Raw genomic sequence first — 23,391 nt, 5'->3', positions numbered from 1 at the left:
GATTTTTAACCAAACGTTATTTCTTTAAAATTGTTGTCCAATGATAAAGTGTGTTTCCCAACCATTAGCTTTTGTTTGTCCTGGAAGAGCGTCAAACCCGTAACCAAAGTCAATACCCAATAATCCAAATGCAGGCATAAATACACGTAAACCAGCACCAGCAGAACGGTTTAAGTCGAATGGGTTATAATCTTTGAACGTTGGGTATGATGAACCTGCTTCTAAGAACGTTAATGCAAAAATAGAAGCCGACGCTTTTAATGTAATTGGGTAACGTAATTCCATAGAGAATTTGTTGTAAATCGTTGCTCCAATTGCATCACCATTTGCATTTACTGGAGTTAAAGAGTTGTTTGGATAACCTCTCAACTGAATAGTCTCTCTACCATCCATTGAGTAGTTTGCCATACCGTCACCTCCTAAGTAAAAACGCTCAAACGGAATTACACCTCTTTCTTGGTTGTAAGCTCCTAAGAAACCAAATTCAGTAAGTGTTCTTAATACTAATTTTCCATAAACTTTAGTATACCAGTCTCCTTTAAATTTAATTTTATAGTATTCTAACCAGTTGTATTTTTTCTGATCGACTTTTGCTACATCTGTATCAGCACTTGCAAAATCAGATCCAACACTTACATAACCAGATGTTCCATTTATAGTTTCTGTTTTAACATAGTCACCATTGTTAAGTGGTTTTCCATCTATACCACTTCCAGATGTTCCTGTATATTGTGTTTTGTATTCCTTTTCATTTTGTAAATTACCATAATCAACACCGTTAAATAATGAATATGGAGGTGTAACTTTAGCACTAATACTAAATTCAGAACCATAAGTAGGGAATATTGGGTTTACCCCTTTATTACTTCTTGAAAGCCCGATTGTATACGCTAAGTTTCTTGATGCACCATTACCAAAAGTAAATAAACCTGTGTTGTAATTGTTCAAATCATAGTGCTGATAACTTACAGATTGTGATAATACGAAGTAATCATCTGGCACCGTTAATCTTTTTGCTAACCCAACTTGGATTGTAAAAATATTAAAACTTTTGCTTCTATCAACAGTTCTAGTGATGTAATTGTTAAGAAATTGCTTACTGTATGAAATAGATGAACTAAACTGTACTGGTTTCTTTCCTCCAAACCATGGCTCTGAGAAAGATAAACTGTAGGTTTGGAAATAGGTACTTCCTTGTAAACGAAGCGCAACTTTTTGTCCGTCTCCCATTGGTAAAGGCTTGTAAGCTTCTTTGTCAAAGAGCTTTCGTGCCGAGAAGTTATTAAACGAAAGTCCCAATGTACCAATGAAACCTCCACCGCCATAACCTCCTTGAAGTTCGACCTGACTAGATCCTTTTTCTACTACATTATACTCAATATCTACAGTTCCAGCTCCGGCGTCTACGTTTTTAAACTTAGGATCAATTGCCTCAGGATCAAAGAAGCCTAATTGTCCAATCTCACGAATGGTTCTAACTAATTGTTCTTTACTATATTTTTCTCCTGGTTTTGTTCTTAACTCACGATAAATAACGTGGTCGTTTGTTTTGTCATTTCCAACAACAGTGATCTTATTGAAATAAGCGATAGGACCTTCTGTAACTCTAATCTCAAAATCAATAGTGTCATTAACTGTTTTTACCTCTACAGCGTTGATGTTAGAGAATAAATAACCATTGTTTTGGTATAAATTCGTAATATCTTCTGCGTCTGGTTTAGTCTTATCTGCAATTCTTTTTTCTAGTAAAACTCCGTTATAAGTTTCTCCTTTTTTGATTCCTAAATAACGGCTTAGAAGCTGATCTGAATAAACAGTATTTCCTAAGAATTTGATGTTTCCGAAGTAATATTTGTTTCCTTCTTCTACATTAATTTTAATTGCAAGGGTATTTTTTTGCTTGCTGTATTGCACAGAATCGTAGATAATACGCGCATCACGATATCCTTTTTCTTTGTAGGCAGCAATTACTTTTTCTAAGTCAGTTTTGTATTTCTCTGGAATAAATTTAGAAGCTTTAAATACACGAATGAAGTTTTTCTGTTTCGTGTCTTTCATTGCAGCACGCAATTGATTGTCAGTAAGCTGTTTATTGCCAATGAAGTCAATACTGCTAATTTTAACTTTGTCTCCTTTATCTATTCTAACAAGCATATTAACTTGATGCCCGTTAATAGTGTCAGGAGTGTTTGTTATAGTAACTTTCGTATTATAAAAACCTTCTTTTTTGTATTTATTTTCGATGTAATTTTTTGTCGTAGTAATTAAGTTTTCGTTGACAATTTTGTTCTTTGTCAGGTTATTATCTTTAATTAATCCTTCGATTTTGCTTTTCTTAACGCCAACGATTTTAACTTCGTTTAATTTAGGAAGCTCAACAATATCTAGGTCTAAATAAATACTGTCGTTTTCTACTTTGTTAACATAGAAAGCGATTTCGTCAAAAAGTCCTAGTTTACCTAATTTTTTAATTGCACTACTGATTTCTTCTCCAGGCACAGTAATTTCTTGGCCTTTTTGAAGTCCCGAAAAGGTTACAACAGTCTGCTCATTGAAGCTTATTTTACCAACAACAGAAACTTTAGCTAGAATATATTTTTTTCCTTGATCAAAAGGAACTCTTTCTTGTGCTTTGACTTGTGAAAAACTACCCAGTAATAAAAGGGCACAGATTATTTGTGGTATTCTTTTTTGTAACACTAAAAAATTATTTAATTTGTTCACTGGTTTTTCCAAATCTACGTTCTCTTTTTTGATAACTAATAATAGCCTCATATAAATCTTGGTCTTTAAAGTCTGGCCACAAGACATTAGTAAAATACAATTCTGCATAGGCAATCTGCCACAGTAAAAAATTACTTATTCTATGTTCTCCACTTGTTCGTATTAATAAATCTACGTCTGGTAAATTTTGCGTGTAAAGATGCTCATTTATAATTGAATCGTCAATAGTGTCTATTGAAATTATATTATTTTTAACTTTATCACTAATTGACTTTATGGCATTTACTAATTCTTCTCTAGAGCCGTAGCTTAAAGCGAGAGTAAGAGTTAAGCGAGTATTGTTTTTCGTTTTTTCCATAACATCCAAAAGTTCTTTTTGGGCTGTTTTGGGTAATTTGTCAAGATTTCCGATTGCGTTAAGGCGAATATTGTTTTCTTGAAGGGTAACAAGCTCTTTTTTCAATGAATTGATCAATATTTTCATCAATGCCTGAACTTCCAATTTAGGACGATTCCAATTTTCTGTAGAAAAAGCGTATAAGGTTAAATATTCAATACCAAGCTTAGCTGAAGTTTTGATTATTTCTTTTACAGATTTTGTACCGTTTTCGTGGCCAAATGCGCGCAAAAAACCTTGTTGTTTTGCCCATCGTCCGTTACCGTCCATAATAATGGCCAGATGCTTAGGTAAGTTTGTGTGATCTATTGATTCTAGTAAATTCATTTTTTAGTATGCGCAATAGCATGGTTTCTTTCCAAAGGTATACGTTAAAGTCATACCTGAAAAAATATACCAGTCATTATTATTTAAATTTCCAAATTTCATGATATTTGGACTGCTTGTATTAGGATTACTTCCGTCAATATTATCTGTAAAGGTATAGCGCGCACCAACTTCAGCGGCTAAAACAAAACGTGGTGATATATTTGATTTTATACCTAATATAATAGGTATAGCAACCGAGCTTTGATTTTTTAGCTCGTATACGGTGTTTGGACTTGAAGTATATCGGTATAAATTATTGTAGAAAAAGTAATTTAGACCAGTAAATACATAAGGTGTTATTTTGGTGTGATAATCGTGAAGATTAAAATCAAAAAAATTGAATTCTAAACCAGCAGAAAGCTCTTTTATATCATTGTCAAAACGATAGCCTCTCTGATTTCTTCCAGTTTCATCTGATTTATAATCATTTCCACTAATGTTTGATTGTGTATAAGAGAAACGCCAGGCATGTCTCGGACTTCTGTTCCATTTGTAAAGAACTCCAAAAGCTAGCTTTTCTGGGGCTATGTAAGTGGTTTTTCCAACATCACCTACAAAGTTGCTTCCGCCAAGAAAGACACCAAGCTCATGGATTTGAGCATTAAGTGTAATAAAGGGGAAAAAACATAACAATAAATTAAAAATTTTCTTCATTTAATTCAAAATTGCGTGCAAATATAATAATTATCAATACGAATCAAAGTTCCTTTGGTTAAATGTGCTTTTTTTTCAATTTACGATATGATTTAGAGCCATTTAATGATGATTCACTACATGCAGAACGAGAAAATGTGGTATTATCGTATAGTGAAGAATCAGAAAAGAGTTTAATTTCTTTTATCTTCTCCCCAGAGCAGTTTGTTTCTTAAGGTCTTTAAGAAAGTTTCGCCTGGTATTTCAACCATTTTAATTTTGTAATCTGTTTTTTTAATCTTTAAAATAGACTCGTTTTTTACAGAAGAAATTCTCGAGTCTAAAGAAACCAAATATTGGTCTTCTCTTCCTGTTACTCGAAGTTTAATTTCGGTATCGTCTGGAATAACAAGCGGTCTGGCAGTTAAATTGTGAGGGGCAATTGGCGTAATAACTAAACTTTTTACATCTGGAGTTAAAATGGGGCCGCCGCAGCTTAGAGAATATCCAGTAGAACCAGTTGGTGTAGAAATGATTAATCCGTCGGCCCAATAAGAGTTCAAATATTCGTTGTTCAAATAAGTCTCCACTGTAATCATCGAGGTTGTATCTTTTCTACTTACTGTAACTTCGTTCATAGCGAAATTAAGTTCTTTAAAGGCTTCATTAAAAGGTTCGCATGTAATTCCTAATAAAGTTCTTTCAGAAGTGGTATAGTTTTGATCTATTACATATTGCAATAAACTTTCGATATTTTCTTTCTGAACTTTAGCAAGAAATCCTAAACGCCCAGCATTTATACCTAATAAAGGAACACCAGAATTACGAACAAAAGCAGCGGCTCTTAAAATCGTTCCATCACCTCCAATACTAATCAGCATTTCGAAACTATTGTCTAAAGCAGTACTTGGCGAAAAAGTTTTGTATTCTTTTTTTACAAGCTGTTTTTCATAAAGCATATTCAGGAAGTTTTCTTCAATTACCATTTCGACGTTATTGGTATTGAAGAATGAGAAAATGTCTTTTATGATAGGTTCAGTGCTATTCTGATAGTATTGTCCGTAAATGGCTATTTTCATTCTTTGTAAATTAGATAATTTGTCAATGTGTAAATTAGATAATTTGGAAAATGCGAAAATTATCTAATTAACTAATTCTCCCATTGGCACATTCATAATTTATATGTTGAGATATTTGTCTAAATAATCTGATCGCTCTTTTAAGCTGTTGATATAGTTGTCCTCTTGATGTTCTGAAATAATTTCGTATCCGTATCTTCTATACGTCTGGATTATTTCATTGATTGCTCCTAAGCCTATTTTTACTGTAATCTGAACATTTTCTGTATCAGCTTCAGAAACAAAACAGCCTAAAATCTTACCATTATTGCTTTCTACAATTTGGGTTACTTCGCTCATAGAATAATCCAAAAGTCCTTTCTGAACAATAATAATTGCACCTGGCTCTTTTAAAAACGGAGTTTCCTGAAAAAACTTCATGATATCTTCCATTTCATAGTAGCCTATGTAAGTATTGTTTTCGTCAAGAATAGGAAGAATATTGGTATGGTTTTTTGCAAAAACTTCTAGAACGTCTAACCAAATCATAGATTTTCGCGCAAAAAAACGTTCCAAAGTATATTTGTAATCAATTGCTTTTTTATCAATGTCAAATGTTTCAACATCATCAGAAGAGATGCTTCCAATGAAAATACCATCTTCTAAAATCGGAAAATGAGAAAAATTTACATCGATAAAAAAGTCCTGAATCGAGGCAATCGTTTCCTGACTGTCAATCGCTCTGAAATCGTTTGTGATATAGTTTGTAATTTCTGTCATAAATCAATTGAGGATATTTGATGCAAAATAATCAAAAAATACCGAAAACTGCTCTGTTTTACTTTGTATTTTTGTCGTAACAAATATAAGATTACTAGAATTAATATCTATTTATATGACAAAATTAAGTGTAAATATCAATAAAATAGCAACGCTTCGAAATGCTCGCGGCGGAAATGTCCCTGATTTATTAAAAGTAGCTGCAGATATTCAGCGATTTGGAGGGCAAGGAATTACCATTCATCCGCGTCCAGATGAGCGTCATATTCGTTATCAGGATGCGCGCGATTTAAAAGCAGTTGTTACTACAGAATATAATATTGAAGGAAATCCACAACATAATTTTATTGATTTGGTTTTAGAATGCAAACCAGATCAGGTAACCTTAGTTCCAGATGCAATTGGAGCAATAACATCATCTGCAGGCTGGGATACCATCAAAAATCAAGAATATTTAACAGAGGTTATTGGCGAGTTTCAAAGAAACGGAATTAGAACTTCGATTTTTGTTGATCCAATTCTAGAAATGATTGAAGGCGCTAAAAAAACAGGGACAGATAGAATTGAATTATACACCGAATCTTTTGCGCATCAATATAGTTTAGGAAACGAAAAAGGAATTGATCCTTATACAAAAGCGGCAGTATTGGCAAACGAATTAGGTTTAGGAATCAATGCTGGACATGATTTAAGTTTAGACAATATCAAATTTTTCAAAGAAAATATTCCAGGTTTATTAGAAGTTTCTATAGGCCACGCTTTAATTTCAGAGGCACTTTATCTTGGATTGGATAATACCGTAAATATGTATCTGAATAAATTGAAATAAACTTTCTACTTAAAACAATTATAACCTGATACATTTGGGTTATAATTGTTTATTTTCGCACTTTTCTTATTAAAACGAAGTGCCAAAATCTATTATTTTCTTTCTCTTGTTTTCTTTTTCTGGCCTCTTTGCACAGACCGTAAAGATATCTGGAAATATAAAATCTTCTGACAGCCAAAATCTTGTTGGCGCAAATGTTTTTTTAGAAGTAAATAAAAAACAATGGAATGTTGCTACTGATGTTTTAGGGAATTTTTCAGAAAACATTTCTTCTGGCAGACTTGTTATAAAAGTCAATCATTCTGATTTTATCTCAAAAACTATTGAGTTCGATATCCTAAAAGATACTGTGATTGCTGTAGTTTTAGAAAAAGATATTTCTCAGTTAAAAGAGGTGATCGTTTCAGGTGATAAGAAAAATCAAATCAAAACTTTATCTGGCGGAAGACTTTCTTTTAACTTGAAAGAATTAAACGCTGTTCCAACACTTTTAGGAACAACAGATGTTATTAAACTTTTGCAGTTAACACCTGGAGTGCAAAACTCTGGAGACGCAAATGGTTATTTGTATGTTCGTGGCGGTGATCCGGGCCATAATGCGATTTTATATAATGAAACTCCAATTTATGGAATGTCGCATTTATTGGGAATATTTCCTTTTTACAATACAGATCATATTAAAGATGTTGAATTTGATAAATCGAGTTCGAATGCAAAATATGGCGGACGCTTGAGTTCTACAACGCTTTTAAATACCAATAAAAAAATTCCTTCTGAGTTTTCGATTCAAGGGAATGCTGGAATTCTGGCGTCGCAGGTAACTTTAGCGGTTCCGTTAAGTGACAAAACCGGATTCTATATTTCTGGAAGAAAAACCTATATTGATGAAGTCGTTGGGCCATTGCTAAAATCTGATTCGAAGAATGATGTTCAGGATATGAAATATGGTTTTTCGGATGCCAATATTACTTTTCTATCTCAAGTCTCAGAAAAGAATTCATTTTCTTTAAATTCTTTTTACAGTGCTGATAGACTCAAAATAAAGGATAAGAATTTTGCGCTTGACACCGATTTAAAATGGAGTAATTTTACAGTATCGCCATCTTTAACAACTACATTTTCGTCTAAAGTAAGTATGTCTAATACGGTTTATTTTAGCCAATATTTGAATGACTTGAATATGGAGCAGGCAACAATTGAGTTTGGAGTTTCTTCTTATGTAAAGGACTTAGGATTTGCAAATTCAGTAAGATTTTCAATCCATAATGTTCCGTTTGAATCTGGATTGCAATATGTTTATCATGACTTGCAACCTCAAAAAATAAATGTCGAAAATCTGGCAACAATTGACAATTATTCTCAAAGAAAAATTGATGCAAACGAAGTCGCAATTTTTATAAGTGCCAAACCTAAATTATTGGAGAATCTAACAGCTGAATTAGGACTTCGAATGAACTATTATATTTCGGGATCTGATTCATATCTGCATTTTCAACCGCGAGTGGTACTTAATTATTATGCAAACGAAAAGTATTCGTTTTATGCTTCTTACAATAAACAATATCAATATTTAAGTTTGATCACAACTTCTAGTGTTGGTATTCCTACTGATTTTTGGATTGCGAGTTCTGACGGAATTAAACCGCAGTCTTCTAATGAATTTTCTATTGGATCAAATCAAAATATAAGCAGGAATTTTTCTTCTTCTTTTGGAGGGTTTTACCGTTCGATGAAAAATCTACTCGAATATCCGTATGGAATAACTCAGTTTAATGAAATTACAACTCTAAAGAACGATTTGTATGTTGGAGAAGGTAAGGCATATGGATTTGAAATGATGTTGAAAAAAAGCAATGGAAAATTTACGGGCTGGTTAAGCTATACTTTGAGTTGGTCTGAAAGAAACTTTGATGAATTGAATAACGGCAACACGTATTTTGCAAAATATGACAGACGACATAATCTTTCAGTAGTTGGAATGTATGATTTAAATACAAAATGGAATTTCGGAATAACTCAAATATTTGGTTCTGGAAATAGATTCACAATGCCAACGTCGTGGTATTTTATAAATAATAATCCTGTCAAAGAATATTCGGGATATAATAATGCTCAAATGCCAAATTATATCAGAACAGATCTTTCAGTTAATTATTATTTTATAAAAACCTCGAAGAAAGAAAGCGCTTTAAACTTTTCGATTTACAATACATTTAATGTTTCTAATCCTATATATGTTGTTTTGGATGTCCAAGTAAACGAAAACAAAGACAAAGTTGTAGTAAAGCAAGATGAGAAAGTTTTGTATAGAATTCTTCCTTCAGTGAGCTGGAGATTTAAATTTTAAAATGAGATGAAAAAATATCTATTGTTTCTTTTGGGGTTATTAGTAGTCAGCTGTTCTAATGATAATTTTAGTGAACAGAAAAACGTGGAATCTAAAATAGTTGTAGAAGGCTGGATTGAAGAAGGAGATTATGCAAATGTTTTGCTTTCTAGCAGTATTCCTGTGACAGATGGCATTGATTCTACAAACGTTTTAAATCATGTAATTCGATCTGCAAAAATCACCATTTCTGACGGAGAGAGTTCAGAAGTTTTAAGAGTAAAAAACGATAAAAACCGTATTCCGCCCTTTGTATATTTTGGTTCGACTTTAATGGGGCAAGCAGGGAAAGAATACACGATGAAAATTGAATATTTAAACCGTGTTATTGAAGCAACGACCACAATTCCAAAATCGGTACAGCTTAAAAGTGCAGAATACATAAAAAAGAATGCAACAGATACAACAGGATATGTCTTCGTGAAATTTGATGATCCAGTATCTGAAAAAAATTATTATCAAATTGCAACAAAAGTGGAAGGAGAAGAACCCATTTTTGTTCCCTCTTTTTATGGTAATTTAGATGATAAAAATTTCGAAAATCCTGCCATTGAAATGCAGATAAACAGAGGAGTTTTATTGTTTCCTAAAACTAAATTTACACCAAATTTTACTGACGGAGATTTGATTCATGTAAAGTTACGAACTCAAACTAAAGAATCTTTAGATTTCTGGAACAGTTGGCAAAACGAAATTGTGAATGCCAAAAATCCAATTTATCCATCGAATACAAGTTTAAAATCGAATATAAAAGGAGGAATAGGTATTTGGGCTGGGTATGGGCAAAGTAATATAATTATCCAGACTTCTTCTAAAAAAACAAAGCCGATTTGATGAACTGATCAAATCGGCTTTACTATTTTATTTTAATGATGTATTACTTTTGTTGAAAACTAGCAGAAAAATCATTAAATTTAGCATAGAAAGTATCAAATCCTTTAGAGAAATAAACTCCCATTTCTACTTCAGTTTTGTCATTAAATTTTAAATAATTCACAGCATTGTAATAATCGATTTCAGAAGAATATCCATTAACTTCTTTTTCTGCATACTGTACAATATCTGCGATTTTAGTTCCGTCTTTTTTAGAAACTAAGATTAATTTGATGTTTTTATTGAAATTAGCGACTTTAGCCTCAGCGTATTTTTTGTTGTAAATACTCATTTCAGAAGGAGTGCTAGAGGTTGGATAAGGCATATTTTTGTCTAATGCTATACGATCAGCAGCGTCTTTTGCCAGATCCATATCAGCTATGACAACAAAATTATCCATTAATGACAATAGACCATTTGCTTTACCTCTGTATTGTCCAAGTTCGTCATTACCAATTAGTTTGTCAACTTCAGTGCTGCTTCCGCCAGTAAATGAAAGTAAATTTTTACCATTGTAAGTAAGAGCTGCTTTTGCAGTGTTTTGCACTGCTTTTATACTGCTCATTTCCCAAGTATATCCATCGATTAGAGTTACTTTATAACCAAGGTCGGTTGGAACTTGTTTGCCATTAGCATATTTTGCTGTTAGAGAAAGAGTTGCTGCTGGTGCATTGTCAATAGTTAAAACAGCATCTGCAGATGTTGGCAAATAATACCAGTCATTTAAGTCTGGTTTAACCTGTGTGTATTGGCTAGTAGTTGAATTCCATGCCCATTCGCCATAAGTATCGATAGTTAAAAATTTAATATCAGAAGATGTGCTTTTTGCAGTAAATGCTGCATTGTTAGTAGTTTGTGTCTTTTTAGCAGGGAAAACAAATTTTAATTCAGTAGACGACGATGTTTTTACCCAGATTTTTTGAGTACTGTTCCAAGTGTATACGCCATAAGCGCCAGATACTGTTAAAGCTTCTTCGATACCATTACCGCTTTTTCCGTTAAAAATGTCAACAGGGCTTTCTTGAAGGAGATTGTTTAGATTTTCGATAGTTTCAAGAGCACTTAATTTTTTTGTTTTATCTAATTGAACAAGCATTTCATTAGCTTCTGCTTCTAATTTTGTTTTTTGCTGATCAGGAGTAAGGCTTGAATAAGGCTGTTTTAATAACGCAGCAATTTGCTCTTCTAAAGTTAGCTCTACTTCTGGTTTTGGGTCTGGTTTTACTTCTGGAATTACTTCATCGCTGTTGTCGCTAGAACATGAAATCATAAGTTGCGAAGCAATCAATGATAATAAAAGTAGTTTTTTGATCATGATTTGTGTTTAAATTAAAATGAAATTTTAGGTTTTATTTTGGGGCGCAAGGTAGAGGATTAAATGCTCTAAACATTACGGGAAACCGTAAGTATGTAAAGTTTTTTTTATTAATATTATAATCTGAAAATGTTTAATAGATATATCTGTTATCGTCGTAATGGATAAGTTTTTTACATTTGTAAATAGAATTTTTATAAGCAAATTAAATGTTATACTCAAAAATAGAAGGCGAAGGAAAACCATTTGTCATCATGCACGGATTTCTAGGAATGTCTGATAACTGGAAAACTCTTGCGGGGCAATATGTAGAAGCTGGATTTCAGGTTCATATTTTAGATTTAAGAAACCACGGGCGCAGTTTTCATTCAAGCGAATGGAATTATGAAGCAATGGTTCAAGATGTTTATGAATACTGTCAAGCAAATAATCTAACACGAATTGATATTCTTGGACATTCAATGGGAGGAAAAGTAGCAATGCTTTTCGCAACAACGCATCCAGAGATTGTCGATAAATTGATTGTGGCAGATATTGGCCCGAGATTCTACAAACAGCACCATCAGGAGATTTTGGCAGGATTAAATGCGGTTGATTTTTCGATAAAACCAAGCCGAAATGATGTTGAGGAAATTGTGTCTCAATACGTTCCGGATTTTGGAACACGTCAGTTTTTGTTGAAAAATTTATACTGGAAAGAACCTGGACAATTGGCTTTTAGATTTAATCTTGAAGCTTTTAATAATAATCTGGATGCCATTGGAAAACCTTTGGAAGACGATTTAGTTTTTAATAACCTGACATTATTTATTCGTGGAGGAAACTCTGGATACATTCAAGATGAAGATTTGGACGGAATCCGTAAACATTTTCCAAATTTAAAATTAGAAACCATACCAAATGCTGGGCATTGGCTTCATGCTGAAAATCCGAAAATGTTTTTTGAATTGACAACGGAGTTTTTGAAAGAGTAGTTATTTTTTGATGAAAAATTAGTACTTTTAAATAAATTTTAAACCTGAATAACTATGAAATTATTACTTAGACTTCTTGTTACAGCTGCCTTGGTTTTATTATTGTCTAACATTTTAACTGGAGTAGATGTTAAAAGTTTTGGTACAGCCGTAATTGTTGCAGTAGTTTTAGGATTGCTAAATATCTTCATTAAACCAATTTTGGTATTGCTAACTCTGCCAGTAACGTTTGTTACACTTGGTTTATTTTTATTAGTTATAAATGCTTTGATTATTTTGCTTTGTACAAAAATTGTTGGCGGTTTTGTAGTCGATACATTCTGGACGGCATTAATATTCAGCATTATTTTGTCTATCCTTCAATCTCTTACTTATAAAATATTGGGAGACGATAAATAAAACAATTGAGCAGATTAAAACTGCTTCAAATACAATAGATTAAAAACTTGGTTGGGTTGCAAAAATTTTATAATTTTGCAACCCAATTTTATTATGTAAATTAAAGAAGAAGATGGATATTAAAAGAGTAGCAATAGACGCTGTAAACGAGACGATTGTTATGAACGTTGTTCATATGGATTATAAAGGTCAAGTAGCAAAAAGAATTAACGAAAAAATGCCTTTAGCACAAGTTAAAGGATTTAGAAAAGGTGCCGTGCCTAAAGATCTTGTTGAAAAACAATACGGAAAAGCTATTAAGCAAGAAGAGATCAAAAAAGTAGTTGATTTGGCTTTAGAGCGTTATATTCAATCTGAAAGATTAAATCTTTTAGGAACTCCTCTTGCTAAAGTAGACGAAAACTTTAACTGGGATGCTGAAGAGTTAACTTTCGAATATGAAATTGGTTTAGTGCCAAACTTCGAAATTGATCTTGAAGCTAAAAATAATATCGTAAAATATATCGTTACTGCAGACGATAAATTAATCGACGGACAAGTGGAGCGTATCCAAAAACAATTTGGAAAAGCAGTTCCTCAAGAAGTTTCTGATGCTAAATCTGATTTAACTGGAACTTTCTCAAACGAAGCAAACGGAATCAATAATACGACTACAATTTCTGTTGATGCATTTAGCAAAAAAGCTCAAAAACAATTCACAGGTAAAAAAGTTGGAGATGTTGTTACAGTAAGCACAAAAGGTTTATTTGAAGACGATCACCAATTAATGGATTATTTAAAAGTAGGTCACGAAGGTGTTCACGGTTTAGATGTTGAAGTAAACTTCACTATCGAAGCTATTAACGGTTCTGAACCAGCTGAATTAAACCAAGAATTATTTGATAAACTTTTTGGTGAAGGAAATGTTGCTTCTTTAGAAGACTTAAAAGCTAAAATTAAAGAAGATGCTGAAGCGCAATTTGCTCAGCAAGCAGACCAAAAATTATTATTAGACGTTCAGGATTTCTTGATCGAAAACACAAAATTTGATTTACCAGCTGAATTCCTTAAAAAATGGTTGCAAACTGTTGGAGAGAAAAAACTTTCTGCAGAAGAAGCTGAAGTTGAATACGCAAGATCTGAAAAAGGTTTACGTTTCCAATTAATCGAAGGAAAAGCATTGGCTCAAAGCAATATCCAAATTACATTTGATGACTTGAAAGAGTTTACATCAAACGCAATCAGACAGCAAATGGCTCAATTTGGTCAAACAAACCCAACTGATGAAGAAGTTCAAGGAATCGTGGCTAGAGTTTTATCTAACCAAGACGAAGTAAAAAGACTTTCTGAGCAAGTTGTAGCAGCTAAAATGTTAGATATCTTCAAAGAAAAAGCTAACCCAACTACTAAAGAGGTTACTTACGAAGAATTTATTGCTGCTTCTTACGGAGAATAAATTTAAGTCTGAAAGTCTAAAGTTCTAAAGTCTAAAGTTAAGAGGTATACTTTTTAAAAATTAAGATTTTATTACAGAAACTGAAAGATAAAAATAATTATATTTGAACGTCAATGGAATTTTTTATTCTGTTGACGTTCTTTTTTTGTTTCAGGTTTGAAGTTGGTAAATGTTTCTTAGAAAAAAAAACTTAGGACCTTAGTAACTTAGAATCTTAGCATCTTAAAAAAGACGACAAATTGGCATTTCTTATAAAAAGGTATGAACTTTGTTTAATTCGTTTAAGTCACATGCTGACTTTAGACTTTTCAACTTTAAACTAAAAATATGAACTACGGTAAAGAATTCAAAAAATTTGCTACAAAGCACCAAGGAGTAAACGCAATGTATTACGATAAAATCGTAGCAGCGATGACACCAACAAACATGACTCCATATATTATCGAAGAGCGTCAGCTGAATATTTCTCAATTAGACGTTTTCTCAAGATTAATGATGGACAGAATTATCTTTTTAGGAACTGGTATTGACGATCAGATTGCTAATATTGTTCAGGCTCAGTTGTTATTTTTAGAAAGCGCTGATGCTTCAAAAGATATTCAAATTTATTTAAACTCGCCAGGAGGAAGTGTTTATGCAGGTTTAGGAATTTATGATACTATGCAGTACATCAAGCCAGATGTAGCAACAATTTGTACAGGAATGGCCGCTTCTATGGGGGCAGTTTTATTATGTGCGGGAGCTGCTGGAAAACGTTCTGCACTACCTCACTCAAGAGTAATGATTCACCAACCATCTGGAGGAGCGCAAGGTGTTGCAACAGATATGGAAATCAACTTACGTGAGATGTTGAAATTAAAAGATGAACTATACAACATCATCTCTCAACATTCTGGACAAACTTTTGATAAAGTGCACAAAGACAGTGAGCGTGATTACTGGATGAAAGCAGATGAAGCAAAAGAGTACGGAATGATTGACGAAGTATTAAGAAGAAGCTAAGAATTAGTTTCAGGTCTCATGTTTCAAGTTGCTTCGGCAAATCTGAAACATGAAACTTTAAACTTTAAACAAAAATATTAAGCTGTAAAGAGCTAAGTTTTTAAGTTTTAGGTCAAAAAGCTTAGAAACTTAGTATCTTTGCAGCTTAGTAACTTAAATATAGAATGGCAAAAGTAGTATTAGAATGTTCGTTTTGTGGAAGAAAGAAGCCAGAAACTAATTTATTAATTGCAGGTATCAATGCACATATTTGTGATAAGTGTATTGAACAGGCACACGGAATTGTTTTAGAAGAATTAAAATCTAGCGGAAGCGCGAAACTAGTTGGGGACTTAATTTTAAAGAAACCAAAAGAAATTAGAGCTTTTCTAGATCAATATGTTATTGGTCAAGACCAGACAAAAAAAGTGATGTCAGTTGCGGTTTACAATCACTACAAGCGTTTAATGCAACAGCAATTAGACGATGAAGTAGAGATCGAAAAAAGTAACATCATAATGGTTGGTCAGACAGGAACTGGAAAAACATTAGTAGCAAAAACTATTGCTAAAATGTTAGATGTTCCGTTAGCAATTGTTGATGCAACTGTATTGACAGAAGCTGGTTATGTTGGAGAAGATGTTGAAAGTATTTTGACACGTTTGCTTCAAGCTGCAGATTATGATGTGGCTAAAGCAGAAAGAGGAATCGTATTTATTGATGAAATTGATAAAATTGCCCGTAAGAGCGATAATCCGTCTATTACTCGTGATGTTTCTGGAGAAGGTGTTCAGCAGGCTTTATTGAAATTATTAGAAGGGACAGTTGTAAACGTACCACCAAAAGGTGGACGTAAACATCCAGACCAGAAATTTGTTGAGGTGAATACTCAAAATATCTTATTTATTGCTGGTGGTGCTTTTGATGGGGTAGAACGTATTATTTCAAAACGTTTAAACCGTCAGGCAGTTGGGTACTCAACTTCTAAAAATGCTGACAATATAGATAAAGACAATTTGTTGCAATACATTATCCCCAAAGACATTAAAGACTTTGGTTTGATTCCTGAGATTATTGGACGTTTACCAGTTTTAACGCACATGGATCCTTTGGATAAAGCAACGCTTCGTGCAATTTTGACACAGCCTAAAAATGCGTTGATCAAACAATATCAGAAGTTGTTCTTAATGGATGATGTTGAGTTTACAATTACCGATGAAGCTTTAGATTTTATTGTAGATAAAGCTCTAGAGTACAAATTAGGTGCTCGTGGATTACGTTCATTATGTGAGGCTATCTTAACAGATGCCATGTACGAACTGCCAACATCTGATGATATTAGTCTGACAATCGACAAAGAATATGCAGAACATACGTTAAGTAAAAACTTATTGAAGCGTATGGAGATTGCTTCTTAGACTCTAGGATTATCAACTTTGTCAAAGTTTAAAACTTTGACAAAGTTCAATTTATAGAACCTGTTCATTTATTTTGAACAGGTTTTTTTATGTACTTTTTTAATTCTATTTTCGTTTGTGCTTTTAATGAATGTTTAATATGAAGAAAATGCTTTTTATAATTTGTCTGGCTTTTGTTTTTTCTTGTAATAAAGAAAGCAAAAGAATAACTGTTTCAGAAAATAAGAATAAAAGCGAAGCGGTTTCATTAGAAAATCCTCATATTGAAGTTAATTACAGTAATTATTATAAAGAAGCAACATACTATTGTAAAGTCAATGATTTGAATCAAGATAAATTTATTTTAATTGACCTCGGATTGCATTCTGGTTATAAAAGATTTTTTGTTTACGATTTTAAAATGAAGGAAGTCTCAAAATCGTATATGGTAAGTCATGGTTGTGGAGATAATCAATGGGGAGGAACTTCTTCTAAAAATAATGCAAGGACGAGCAACGAATTTGATTCCCATTGTTCTTCGGTTGGAAAATATGTCGTTTTAGATCGTGGTGTAAGTCAGTGGGGAATAAAAGTAAATTATGTTTTGCAAGGAAAAGAAAAAAGCAATTTTAATGCGCGAAAACGTGCTATTGTTTTGCATTCTTGGGAAGCGGTGCCAGATAATGAAGTTTATCCCGAAGGAACACCAGAAGGCTGGGGCTGTCCTGCAGTTTCAAACGAAAGCATGAAAGAAATTGACGAACTTTTGAAAACGAATAAAAAAGTCCTAATGTGGATTATAAAAACATAAATATATAATCAGCTAAACACTTACTTTGTAATGGTCAAATAAGTAGGATTAGTAATTGCTTGATCATTAAGCCAAACATTTTTTTTGATAGTAGAATTTTTTGTTCGCGAATATTCAACTTTTACGATGTCTTTGTCGTTTTCATTCCATTGAATATAAGTTTCAGGGAATTTTTCTGCTTTATCGTAATTTAAGAAAACCCTAATTACATAGCGATCTGAATTTTGATAAATCATGAAGAAATTGGGGTAATCTAAGTTTCCTTGATATTGTGAAACTAATTTACCATCTAATAAAAAAAGTATTTTTATCTTACTTTGGTCATAACTGCCAGGATTGCTCGGATTTAATAAATCTTCGTTTTTAGAATTAACAACGCTGAAGTCTATAGCGGCGTCAAGAATATAACCTGCGATAGGTTCTTCTTTAAGACTGTTTGAGTCGCAGCTAGTTGAAAATAAGATGATTAATGAAACTCCAATAACTTTTTTCATCTTTTTAAAATTTTAAAATCGATGATAAAAATAGGAAAATAATTATAAAATATTATTTATTGCACTCTAAATTTTTCTCGATATTCAATTGGTTTCATACCGACCATCTTATAAAATACTTTTCTAAAAGCTTTGGGATCGTTATAGCCGGTTTTTTCGATAATTTCTGAAATCGAAAGTTGGGTTTGCTCTAAGTATTTCTTCGAACTTTCGACCCTGATATTCTGTAAATATTCAATAGGAGGAATTCCTGTCACTTGTTTAAAACGGCGAGTCATGTTTCGAGCACTTGTCGGGATATCTTTCGTGATTTCTTCCAGTTTTTCGATAGAATGATACTGATTTTCAATTTTTTGCTGCAAAAGTGCAACTAAGGAATCATTGTGTAAATGATTGGGTCTGAAGGTGCTGAAATAACTTTGTTTGTATCGATTCAAATCGATTGAAAATATTTTAGCAATTTTAACTGCCATTTCGTTGCCGCAGAATTTCTGAACCAAAAGAATCAATAAATGAAAGGTTGAGGTAGATCCGCCGCTAGTGTATAAACTTCCGTCTGCAGTCAAAGTTTCTTCAGGTTTTAATTTTACCATCGGAAAAGCTTTGGTAAAGGCACTGCAAGCGTCAACATGTGTTGTGGCCAATTTTTCATTCAATAAACCAGAAGCAGCAAACAAAAAAGCTCCAGTGCAAAAACTGGCTAATTCGGCTCCATTTTGATGTTGTTTTTGTAACCACGGAATAAAATTTCTATTCTTTTTAATCATTTCACTCATATTGTCAGTCGTAAAAGCGGGAATCAAAATGAGGTCTAAAATAATATCAGAAGTTTCAATTTCGTTAGAAGTATAACCAAATATCTTTCCTTGATCCGATTGTTCTTTAGATTGAAAAATCATGATTTCGAATGGTTTTTCGATTTCCGAACTTAATTTATTGGTTGTTTCGAATACTTCTAAAATAGCCGCAATACTTAATAATTTATAGTCGTGAGGCACGATTAATCCTAATTTCTTGCTCATGATTTTGATTGTTTTGAAAATTTCACATTCAGACAAAAATAAGCATTTTGTCTTAAATGCCCCTAAAAATGACTTTTATTGGCATTTTAAACTAATCTTAAAAAATTAAATTTGTTTTAATTAATTCGTAATTTTATAAAGATGAAAACAAAAATCTTCTTAAATCTTGCCGTAAAAGATTTGAACAAGGCAGTGTCTTTTTACAACGGACTTGGTTTTTCAACCAATCCGAAATTCACAAACGAAAAAGGAGCTTGCATAGTTATTGACGAAAATATATTTGTAATGATATTGGTAGAAGAGTTTTATAAAACCTTTACTAATAAGCAGATTTGTGATTCTGCTACAACAAGCGAAGTTCTTATTTCGATTTCTCTTGATTCTCGTAAACAAGTAGATGAAATGCTTGAAAAAGCTGTTAAAGCTGGAGGAACAGATTATATTGAAGCAAAAGATTACGGATGGATGTATCAAAGAACTTTTCTTGATCCAGACGGACATCACTGGGAAGTTTTTTATATGGATGAAAGTCAGATTCCTGATAGTATGTAAATTAAGCGAAAGACATGATAAAAGTTCAAAACACTATAAATGCCTCAATAGAAAAAGTGTGGAAATTTTGGACATTGCCTGAACACATTATGAATTGGAATAATGCTTCTTTGGATTGGCATACTCCTTACGTTGAAAATGATTTGAAGGTAGGAAATAAATTTAAATTTACTATGGCTCTTAAAGACGGCAGCGATAGTTTTGACTTTGAAGGTATTTATACTAAAATAGAAAAGTTTTCATTAATAGAATATAAACTTTTTGATAATAGAACTGCAAATGTACGGTTTGAAAGCGAGAATAATACAGTAAGAATTACGGAAACATTTGAGCCTACAACTCCAAAAAGCGCAGATATGGAAGAACAATTTTGTTCTGCAATTATTAAAAATTTTAAAAACTACGTCGAATCATTTTAAGAAATAGATCAATTTTTTAAATATAAAAATAAGAATAATGATAACAATAAAAAATACAGTAAAAGCATCTGCAGAGAAAGTTTGGAAATTTTGGAACACACCAGAACACATTACAAAATGGAGTTTTGCATCTCCCGATTGGCACACACCTTATGCAGAAGCAGATTTGAGAGAAGGAGGCAAGTTCAAATCGACTATGGCAGCCAAAGACGGAAGCATGAGTTTTGATTTTGGAGGAGAATTTACTTTGGTTAAACCAAACGAAGCGCTTTCGTATGTTCTGGGAGATGGAAGAAAAGTTGAAATTACTTTTACAGAAACTCCAGACGGTGTAGAAATCGTTGAAAGTTTTGATCCGGAAACACAAAATCCAGAAGAAATGCAGCGTGCAGGCTGGCAGGCAATTCTGGATAATTTTAAAAGTTACGTTGAGACTAATTAGTTTTTAGGTTTAAAGGCTCAAAGTAACAAAGGTTTAAAGATTACAAACTTAAATAGCTTATATCACTTATATGGTTTAAAAAAAACAAATATCTAACCCAACAAAAAAAACAAAAAATGACAAAACAAATATGGTTGAATCTTCCTGTAAAGGATGTGGCAAAAGCGAAGGACTTTTTCTGGAAAATAGGTTTTTCGTTTAATGAACAGCATGACACGCCAAGTTCGACGTGCATGGTGGTAGGTGAAGGACATTTTGTAGTAATGCTTTTTGAAGAAATGCTTTTTTCAAGCTTTTCTCAAAATAGTATTACAGATACAAAATTAAGCTCAGAAGTGTTGATTTCGATTGATGCAGAAAGCAGGGAAGAAGTAGATGAACTAGCAGAGAAAGTCAAAGAAGCGGGCGGAAACGTTTTTGCTCCTCCTGCTGAAAGTCAGGGTTGGATGTACGGCTGTGGTTTTGCCGATTTGGATGGTCATCGTTGGAATGTTTTATTTATGGATTTTAGCAAATTACCAGGTTAATATGGAAAAATTAGTATTTAATATCGATATAAAGGCTCCAAAAGAAAAGATTTGGAAAGTCTTATGGGACGATGAAACGTACAGAAAATGGACAAGCGTTTTTGCCGAAGGAAGTTACGCTGAGTCAACTTGGAACGAAGGGGACAAAATTTATTTTTTAGGTCCTGGAGGAGCAGATGGAATGAATAGTCTGATTGAGACCAAAATTCCGAATGAATATATGGCTTTTAAGCATCTTGGCGAAATCAAGGATCATAAGGAAGTGCCACCAAATAAAGAAACAGAAAAATGGAGCGGTGCAATGGAAACTTACAGACTGACTCAAAAAGGAGATGTTGTAGATCTTCATGTTGAGGTAGATGTAATTGAAAAATATATTGATTACTTCAAAGATGCATTTCCAAAGGCGGTGGAATTAATTAAAGAATTGTCTGAGAAGTAAAAGTTAGAAGAAAGAGAATAGAATAAAGAATAAAGAGGAGAGAGGGAAGTTAGATAATTAACAATTTACAATTAAAAAGAAATATCATGGCAACAGCAGTCAATCCATATTTAATGTTTAACGGAACATGTGAAGAGGCATTTCTGTTTTATAAATCAGTTTTTGGTGGAGATTTTCCGTATATCGGAAAATATAAAGATGCACCAGCAGAAGAAGGAGAAGTACTTTCTGAGGAAGCTCTAAATCGAATTATGCATGTTTCTCTTCCAATTGGAAATACTATTTTAATGGGAAGTGACAGTCATCCGAGATACGGAGATGTAGGTTTTGGAGATAATTTTTCGATTTCCATTAATGCAGAAAGCAGAGAAGATGCCGATAAAATCTTTAACGGACTTTCGGCTGGAGGAAAAGTAGAAATGCCGATGAATGACACTTTCTGGGGATCTTATTTCGGAATGTTTAAAGATAAATTCGGCATCAATTGGATGGTGAGTTTTGATAAAAATGAAGGAATGAAATAACTTAAAAGTTACGTTATTTTAATAATAAAAGATAATTGTTAAATTACTCGAAAAAGCACATTTATATGTGCTTTTTCTTTTCAAAAAAACAAGCATTATTCTTTTTTATCAACGAGAGATTGCCGATTTTTGTCGCTTCATAATCAAGAAAGAAAAATGGCAGCAGAAGATAAAGAAATAATTTTATTAAAAGTTTCAGGACACGATAAAATTGGGGTTACAGCAGGTTTAACGGCTGTTTTGGCAGCATATGATGCTAATATATTAGATATTGGCCAAGCCGATATTCATGATACGCTTTCTTTAGGAATTTTGTTCGAAATTGCTGCAGGTTCTTCTTCGGCTCCCGTTTTAAAAGATCTTTTGTTTAAAGCATACGAATTGGAAATCAAAGTGAAATTCATTCCGATTTCTATCGAAGATTACGAAACGTGGGTAAAATCACAATCAAAACAACGTTATATCATCAATATTTTGGGGGAGAAACTTGCGGCTTCACAATTGTCTGCAGTAACTCAAATATTGTCAGATCAAAATTTAAATATCGATTCTATTATCCGATTAACGGGAAGAACTTCAATTGTAGAAAAAGAAGAATATCCGCGTTCTTGTATTCAATTGTCTGTAACGGGCGAAATTGTAAATAAGATCATCATGACGGCGAGTTTTATGGAGATCTCTAGAACGCTAAACGTTGATATTTCATTCCAAGAAGATAATATTTATAGAAGAAACCGTCGTTTGGTTTGCTTCGATATGGATTCGACTTTAATTCAAACCGAAGTAATCGATGAGCTTGCAGAATTGAATGGCGTTGGAGATCAAGTTCGAGCGATTACAGAATCGGCTATGAATGGCGAAATTGATTTCAACGAAAGTTTCAAAAAACGTATGGCTCTTCTTGAGGGTTTAAGCGAAGAAGTTCTACAAAACGTTGCTGTTAATTTGCCAATTACACAAGGGGCACATCGTTTAATGAAAGCCTTAAAATACTACGGCTACAAAACCGCAATTCTATCTGGAGGATTTACTTATTTTGGAGAATATCTTCAAAAAGAGCTAGGAATAGATTATGTTCACGCCAATCAATTAGAAATAAAAGACGGTAAACTGACCGGTAAATATTTAGGCGATATCGTAGACGGCCAGAAAAAAGCCGAATATCTAAAAGCAATTGCCGAAAAAGAAGGAATTCACATCAATCAAACAATCGCAGTTGGAGACGGAGCAAACGATTTACCAATGCTAAACTTAGCAGGTTTAGGAATCGCTTTCCATGCCAAACCAAAAGTAAAAGAAAGTGCCTCAACCTCAATCTCAAGTTTAGGTCTTGACGGTGTTTTATACTTATTAGGATATCACGATAGGTATATTGATATGATGTAATTTACAAGTTGTCACCCTGAGCGAAGTCGAAGGATTTTCATGTAGAAAAAGGCTTTGATTTCGCTCAGCCTGACAACCGAAATAAAGAGAAAATTCACCTAATTTTTGTCATTTCGACGTAAGGAGAAATCTTCACAAGTAGCTCCGCAAAGAGAATCCAATCTTTTTTGAATTTCTAGCGAAGATTTCTCCTTACGCCGAAATTGACAATATGGAGAAAAT

The 23,391-nt window shown here is 33.0% G+C and carries 24 protein-coding genes; 16 read left to right on the top strand and 8 right to left on the bottom strand.

What is annotated here, in order from left to right:
• Nucleotides 1-24: 24 nt before the first annotated feature.
• The 5 genes from NCC77_RS01720 to NCC77_RS01700 form a co-directional block, all read right to left on the bottom strand.
• Entirely contained in the window at nucleotides 25-2,775 is a 2,751-nt protein-coding gene (locus tag NCC77_RS01720) for a BamA/OMP85 family outer membrane protein (RefSeq protein ID WP_250834102.1), read from the bottom strand.
• A complete protein-coding gene (gene uppS, locus NCC77_RS01715) occupies nucleotides 2,708-3,448 on the bottom strand; it encodes an undecaprenyl pyrophosphate synthase (protein ID WP_095927880.1) in 741 nt (246 codons plus the stop codon). Before uppS ends, NCC77_RS01720 begins: the two co-directional genes overlap by 68 nt.
• Before the next feature lie 3 nt (nucleotides 3,449-3,451).
• Nucleotides 3,452-4,144 carry a type IX secretion system protein PorG gene (gene porG, locus NCC77_RS01710; protein WP_250834101.1) on the bottom strand — a complete coding sequence of 231 codons (693 nt, stop codon included), beginning with the start codon at nucleotides 4,142-4,144 and terminating at the stop codon, nucleotides 3,452-3,454.
• Nucleotides 4,145-4,317: 173 nt separating this feature from the next.
• Nucleotides 4,318-5,202, bottom strand: a complete 885-nt coding sequence (locus tag NCC77_RS01705; protein ID WP_250834100.1) for an NAD kinase — start codon at nucleotides 5,200-5,202, stop codon at nucleotides 4,318-4,320.
• 99 nt (nucleotides 5,203-5,301) lie between these two features.
• Entirely contained in the window at nucleotides 5,302-5,961 is a 660-nt protein-coding gene (locus NCC77_RS01700; protein ID WP_250834099.1) for a CBS domain-containing protein, read from the bottom strand.
• Nucleotides 5,962-6,076: 115 nt separating this feature from the next.
• On the opposite strand from NCC77_RS01700, the gene NCC77_RS01695 reads away from it, so the two are divergent.
• The 3 genes from NCC77_RS01695 to NCC77_RS01685 all read left to right on the top strand — a co-directional run bounded on the left by NCC77_RS01695 (nucleotide 6,077) and on the right by NCC77_RS01685 (nucleotide 10,010).
• Entirely contained in the window at nucleotides 6,077-6,790 is a 714-nt protein-coding gene (locus NCC77_RS01695) for a pyridoxine 5'-phosphate synthase (RefSeq protein WP_250834098.1), read from the top strand.
• A 79-nt stretch (nucleotides 6,791-6,869) separates the two neighbouring features.
• Entirely contained in the window at nucleotides 6,870-9,137 is a 2,268-nt protein-coding gene (locus NCC77_RS01690) for a TonB-dependent receptor plug domain-containing protein (protein ID WP_250834097.1), read from the top strand.
• Between the two features lie 6 nt (nucleotides 9,138-9,143).
• Entirely contained in the window at nucleotides 9,144-10,010 is an 867-nt protein-coding gene (locus tag NCC77_RS01685; protein WP_250834096.1) for a DUF4249 domain-containing protein, read from the top strand.
• A 43-nt stretch (nucleotides 10,011-10,053) separates the two neighbouring features.
• Here the strand turns inward: NCC77_RS01685 and NCC77_RS01680 are convergent, their stop codons facing one another.
• Entirely contained in the window at nucleotides 10,054-11,364 is a 1,311-nt protein-coding gene (locus NCC77_RS01680) for a hypothetical protein (RefSeq protein ID WP_250834095.1), read from the bottom strand.
• A 209-nt stretch (nucleotides 11,365-11,573) separates the two neighbouring features.
• Here NCC77_RS01680 and NCC77_RS01675 point away from each other — a divergent pair, with 209 nt between their 5' ends.
• From NCC77_RS01675 to NCC77_RS01650, 6 genes are all read left to right on the top strand, one after another.
• Nucleotides 11,574-12,338: an alpha/beta fold hydrolase gene (locus NCC77_RS01675; protein WP_250834094.1), complete on the top strand. Its 765-nt coding sequence runs from the start codon at nucleotides 11,574-11,576 to the stop codon at nucleotides 12,336-12,338.
• A gap of 54 nt (nucleotides 12,339-12,392) precedes the next feature.
• On the top strand, nucleotides 12,393-12,737 hold the full coding sequence (locus tag NCC77_RS01670) for a phage holin family protein (RefSeq protein WP_250834093.1): 345 nt from the start codon (nucleotides 12,393-12,395) through the stop codon (nucleotides 12,735-12,737).
• Nucleotides 12,738-12,849: 112 nt separating this feature from the next.
• Nucleotides 12,850-14,172 carry a trigger factor gene (locus NCC77_RS01665; RefSeq protein WP_250834092.1) on the top strand — a complete coding sequence of 441 codons (1,323 nt, stop codon included), beginning with the start codon at nucleotides 12,850-12,852 and terminating at the stop codon, nucleotides 14,170-14,172.
• Nucleotides 14,173-14,499: 327 nt separating this feature from the next.
• The gene (gene clpP, locus NCC77_RS01660) at nucleotides 14,500-15,174 is read left to right on the top strand and encodes an ATP-dependent Clp endopeptidase proteolytic subunit ClpP (protein ID WP_095927869.1); all 675 of its coding nucleotides are present in this window, start codon (nucleotides 14,500-14,502) and stop codon (nucleotides 15,172-15,174) included.
• A gap of 164 nt (nucleotides 15,175-15,338) precedes the next feature.
• Nucleotides 15,339-16,571 (top strand): ATP-dependent Clp protease ATP-binding subunit ClpX, encoded by a 1,233-nt coding sequence (clpX, locus tag NCC77_RS01655; RefSeq protein WP_095927868.1) that lies wholly within the window; start codon nucleotides 15,339-15,341, stop codon nucleotides 16,569-16,571.
• A 148-nt stretch (nucleotides 16,572-16,719) separates the two neighbouring features.
• A complete protein-coding gene (locus NCC77_RS01650; protein WP_250834091.1) occupies nucleotides 16,720-17,361 on the top strand; it encodes a murein L,D-transpeptidase catalytic domain-containing protein in 642 nt (213 codons plus the stop codon).
• Nucleotides 17,362-17,381: 20 nt separating this feature from the next.
• On the opposite strand, the gene NCC77_RS01645 is transcribed toward NCC77_RS01650, so the two are convergent.
• On the bottom strand, nucleotides 17,382-17,855 hold the full coding sequence (locus tag NCC77_RS01645; RefSeq protein ID WP_250834090.1) for a hypothetical protein: 474 nt from the start codon (nucleotides 17,853-17,855) through the stop codon (nucleotides 17,382-17,384).
• A gap of 56 nt (nucleotides 17,856-17,911) precedes the next feature.
• A complete protein-coding gene (locus NCC77_RS01640) occupies nucleotides 17,912-18,877 on the bottom strand; it encodes a GlxA family transcriptional regulator (protein ID WP_250834089.1) in 966 nt (321 codons plus the stop codon).
• 141 nt (nucleotides 18,878-19,018) lie between these two features.
• Between NCC77_RS01640 and NCC77_RS01635 the strand changes: the two genes are divergently transcribed.
• The 7 genes from NCC77_RS01635 to serB all read left to right on the top strand — a co-directional run bounded on the left by NCC77_RS01635 (nucleotide 19,019) and on the right by serB (nucleotide 23,169).
• Nucleotides 19,019-19,429: a VOC family protein gene (locus tag NCC77_RS01635; protein WP_250834088.1), complete on the top strand. Its 411-nt coding sequence runs from the start codon at nucleotides 19,019-19,021 to the stop codon at nucleotides 19,427-19,429.
• Nucleotides 19,430-19,443: 14 nt separating this feature from the next.
• Nucleotides 19,444-19,848 (top strand): SRPBCC domain-containing protein, encoded by a 405-nt coding sequence (locus NCC77_RS01630; protein ID WP_250834087.1) that lies wholly within the window; start codon nucleotides 19,444-19,446, stop codon nucleotides 19,846-19,848.
• Nucleotides 19,849-19,885: 37 nt separating this feature from the next.
• The gene (locus NCC77_RS01625; protein ID WP_250834086.1) at nucleotides 19,886-20,290 is read left to right on the top strand and encodes an SRPBCC family protein; all 405 of its coding nucleotides are present in this window, start codon (nucleotides 19,886-19,888) and stop codon (nucleotides 20,288-20,290) included.
• Nucleotides 20,291-20,406: 116 nt separating this feature from the next.
• Nucleotides 20,407-20,817 carry a VOC family protein gene (locus NCC77_RS01620; RefSeq protein WP_111283865.1) on the top strand — a complete coding sequence of 137 codons (411 nt, stop codon included), beginning with the start codon at nucleotides 20,407-20,409 and terminating at the stop codon, nucleotides 20,815-20,817.
• A 1-nt stretch (nucleotide 20,818) separates the two neighbouring features.
• Nucleotides 20,819-21,259, top strand: coding sequence for an SRPBCC family protein (locus NCC77_RS01615; RefSeq protein ID WP_250834085.1), 441 nt, complete (start codon nucleotides 20,819-20,821; stop codon nucleotides 21,257-21,259).
• Nucleotides 21,260-21,345: 86 nt separating this feature from the next.
• The gene (locus tag NCC77_RS01610; protein ID WP_250834084.1) at nucleotides 21,346-21,783 is read left to right on the top strand and encodes a VOC family protein; all 438 of its coding nucleotides are present in this window, start codon (nucleotides 21,346-21,348) and stop codon (nucleotides 21,781-21,783) included.
• A gap of 156 nt (nucleotides 21,784-21,939) precedes the next feature.
• A complete protein-coding gene (gene serB / locus NCC77_RS01605; RefSeq protein ID WP_250834083.1) occupies nucleotides 21,940-23,169 on the top strand; it encodes a phosphoserine phosphatase SerB in 1,230 nt (409 codons plus the stop codon).
• Nucleotides 23,170-23,391: the final 222 nt, after the last annotated feature.

The organism is Flavobacterium tyrosinilyticum (assembly GCF_023656565.1).
Taxonomy (GTDB): domain Bacteria; phylum Bacteroidota; class Bacteroidia; order Flavobacteriales; family Flavobacteriaceae; genus Flavobacterium; species Flavobacterium tyrosinilyticum.
This window is presented reverse-complemented; position numbering and strand designations above follow the sequence as displayed.

What these genes read in the sequence shown, in the direction of transcription:
- NCC77_RS01720 (WP_250834102.1), bottom strand. Translation starts at nt 2,775, where the DNA reads ATGAGGCTATTATTAGTTATCAAAAAAGAGAACGTAGATTTGGAAAAA.
- uppS (WP_095927880.1), bottom strand. Translation starts at nt 3,448, where the DNA reads ATGAATTTACTAGAATCAATAGATCACACAAACTTACCTAAGCATCTG.
- porG (WP_250834101.1), bottom strand. Translation starts at nt 4,144, where the DNA reads ATGAAGAAAATTTTTAATTTATTGTTATGTTTTTTCCCCTTTATTACA.
- NCC77_RS01705 (WP_250834100.1), bottom strand. Translation starts at nt 5,202, where the DNA reads ATGAAAATAGCCATTTACGGACAATACTATCAGAATAGCACTGAACCT.
- NCC77_RS01700 (WP_250834099.1), bottom strand. Translation starts at nt 5,961, where the DNA reads ATGACAGAAATTACAAACTATATCACAAACGATTTCAGAGCGATTGAC.
- NCC77_RS01695 (WP_250834098.1), top strand. Translation starts at nt 6,077, where the DNA reads ATGACAAAATTAAGTGTAAATATCAATAAAATAGCAACGCTTCGAAAT.
- NCC77_RS01685 (WP_250834096.1), top strand. Translation starts at nt 9,144, where the DNA reads ATGAAAAAATATCTATTGTTTCTTTTGGGGTTATTAGTAGTCAGCTGT.
- NCC77_RS01680 (WP_250834095.1), bottom strand. Translation starts at nt 11,364, where the DNA reads ATGATCAAAAAACTACTTTTATTATCATTGATTGCTTCGCAACTTATG.
- NCC77_RS01675 (WP_250834094.1), top strand. Translation starts at nt 11,574, where the DNA reads ATGTTATACTCAAAAATAGAAGGCGAAGGAAAACCATTTGTCATCATG.
- NCC77_RS01670 (WP_250834093.1), top strand. Translation starts at nt 12,393, where the DNA reads ATGAAATTATTACTTAGACTTCTTGTTACAGCTGCCTTGGTTTTATTA.
- NCC77_RS01665 (WP_250834092.1), top strand. Translation starts at nt 12,850, where the DNA reads ATGGATATTAAAAGAGTAGCAATAGACGCTGTAAACGAGACGATTGTT.
- clpP (WP_095927869.1), top strand. Translation starts at nt 14,500, where the DNA reads ATGAACTACGGTAAAGAATTCAAAAAATTTGCTACAAAGCACCAAGGA.
- clpX (WP_095927868.1), top strand. Translation starts at nt 15,339, where the DNA reads ATGGCAAAAGTAGTATTAGAATGTTCGTTTTGTGGAAGAAAGAAGCCA.
- NCC77_RS01650 (WP_250834091.1), top strand. Translation starts at nt 16,720, where the DNA reads ATGCTTTTTATAATTTGTCTGGCTTTTGTTTTTTCTTGTAATAAAGAA.
- NCC77_RS01645 (WP_250834090.1), bottom strand. Translation starts at nt 17,855, where the DNA reads ATGAAAAAAGTTATTGGAGTTTCATTAATCATCTTATTTTCAACTAGC.
- NCC77_RS01640 (WP_250834089.1), bottom strand. Translation starts at nt 18,877, where the DNA reads ATGAGCAAGAAATTAGGATTAATCGTGCCTCACGACTATAAATTATTA.
- NCC77_RS01635 (WP_250834088.1), top strand. Translation starts at nt 19,019, where the DNA reads ATGAAAACAAAAATCTTCTTAAATCTTGCCGTAAAAGATTTGAACAAG.
- NCC77_RS01630 (WP_250834087.1), top strand. Translation starts at nt 19,444, where the DNA reads ATGATAAAAGTTCAAAACACTATAAATGCCTCAATAGAAAAAGTGTGG.
- NCC77_RS01625 (WP_250834086.1), top strand. Translation starts at nt 19,886, where the DNA reads ATGATAACAATAAAAAATACAGTAAAAGCATCTGCAGAGAAAGTTTGG.
- NCC77_RS01620 (WP_111283865.1), top strand. Translation starts at nt 20,407, where the DNA reads ATGACAAAACAAATATGGTTGAATCTTCCTGTAAAGGATGTGGCAAAA.
- NCC77_RS01615 (WP_250834085.1), top strand. Translation starts at nt 20,819, where the DNA reads ATGGAAAAATTAGTATTTAATATCGATATAAAGGCTCCAAAAGAAAAG.
- NCC77_RS01610 (WP_250834084.1), top strand. Translation starts at nt 21,346, where the DNA reads ATGGCAACAGCAGTCAATCCATATTTAATGTTTAACGGAACATGTGAA.
- serB (WP_250834083.1), top strand. Translation starts at nt 21,940, where the DNA reads ATGGCAGCAGAAGATAAAGAAATAATTTTATTAAAAGTTTCAGGACAC.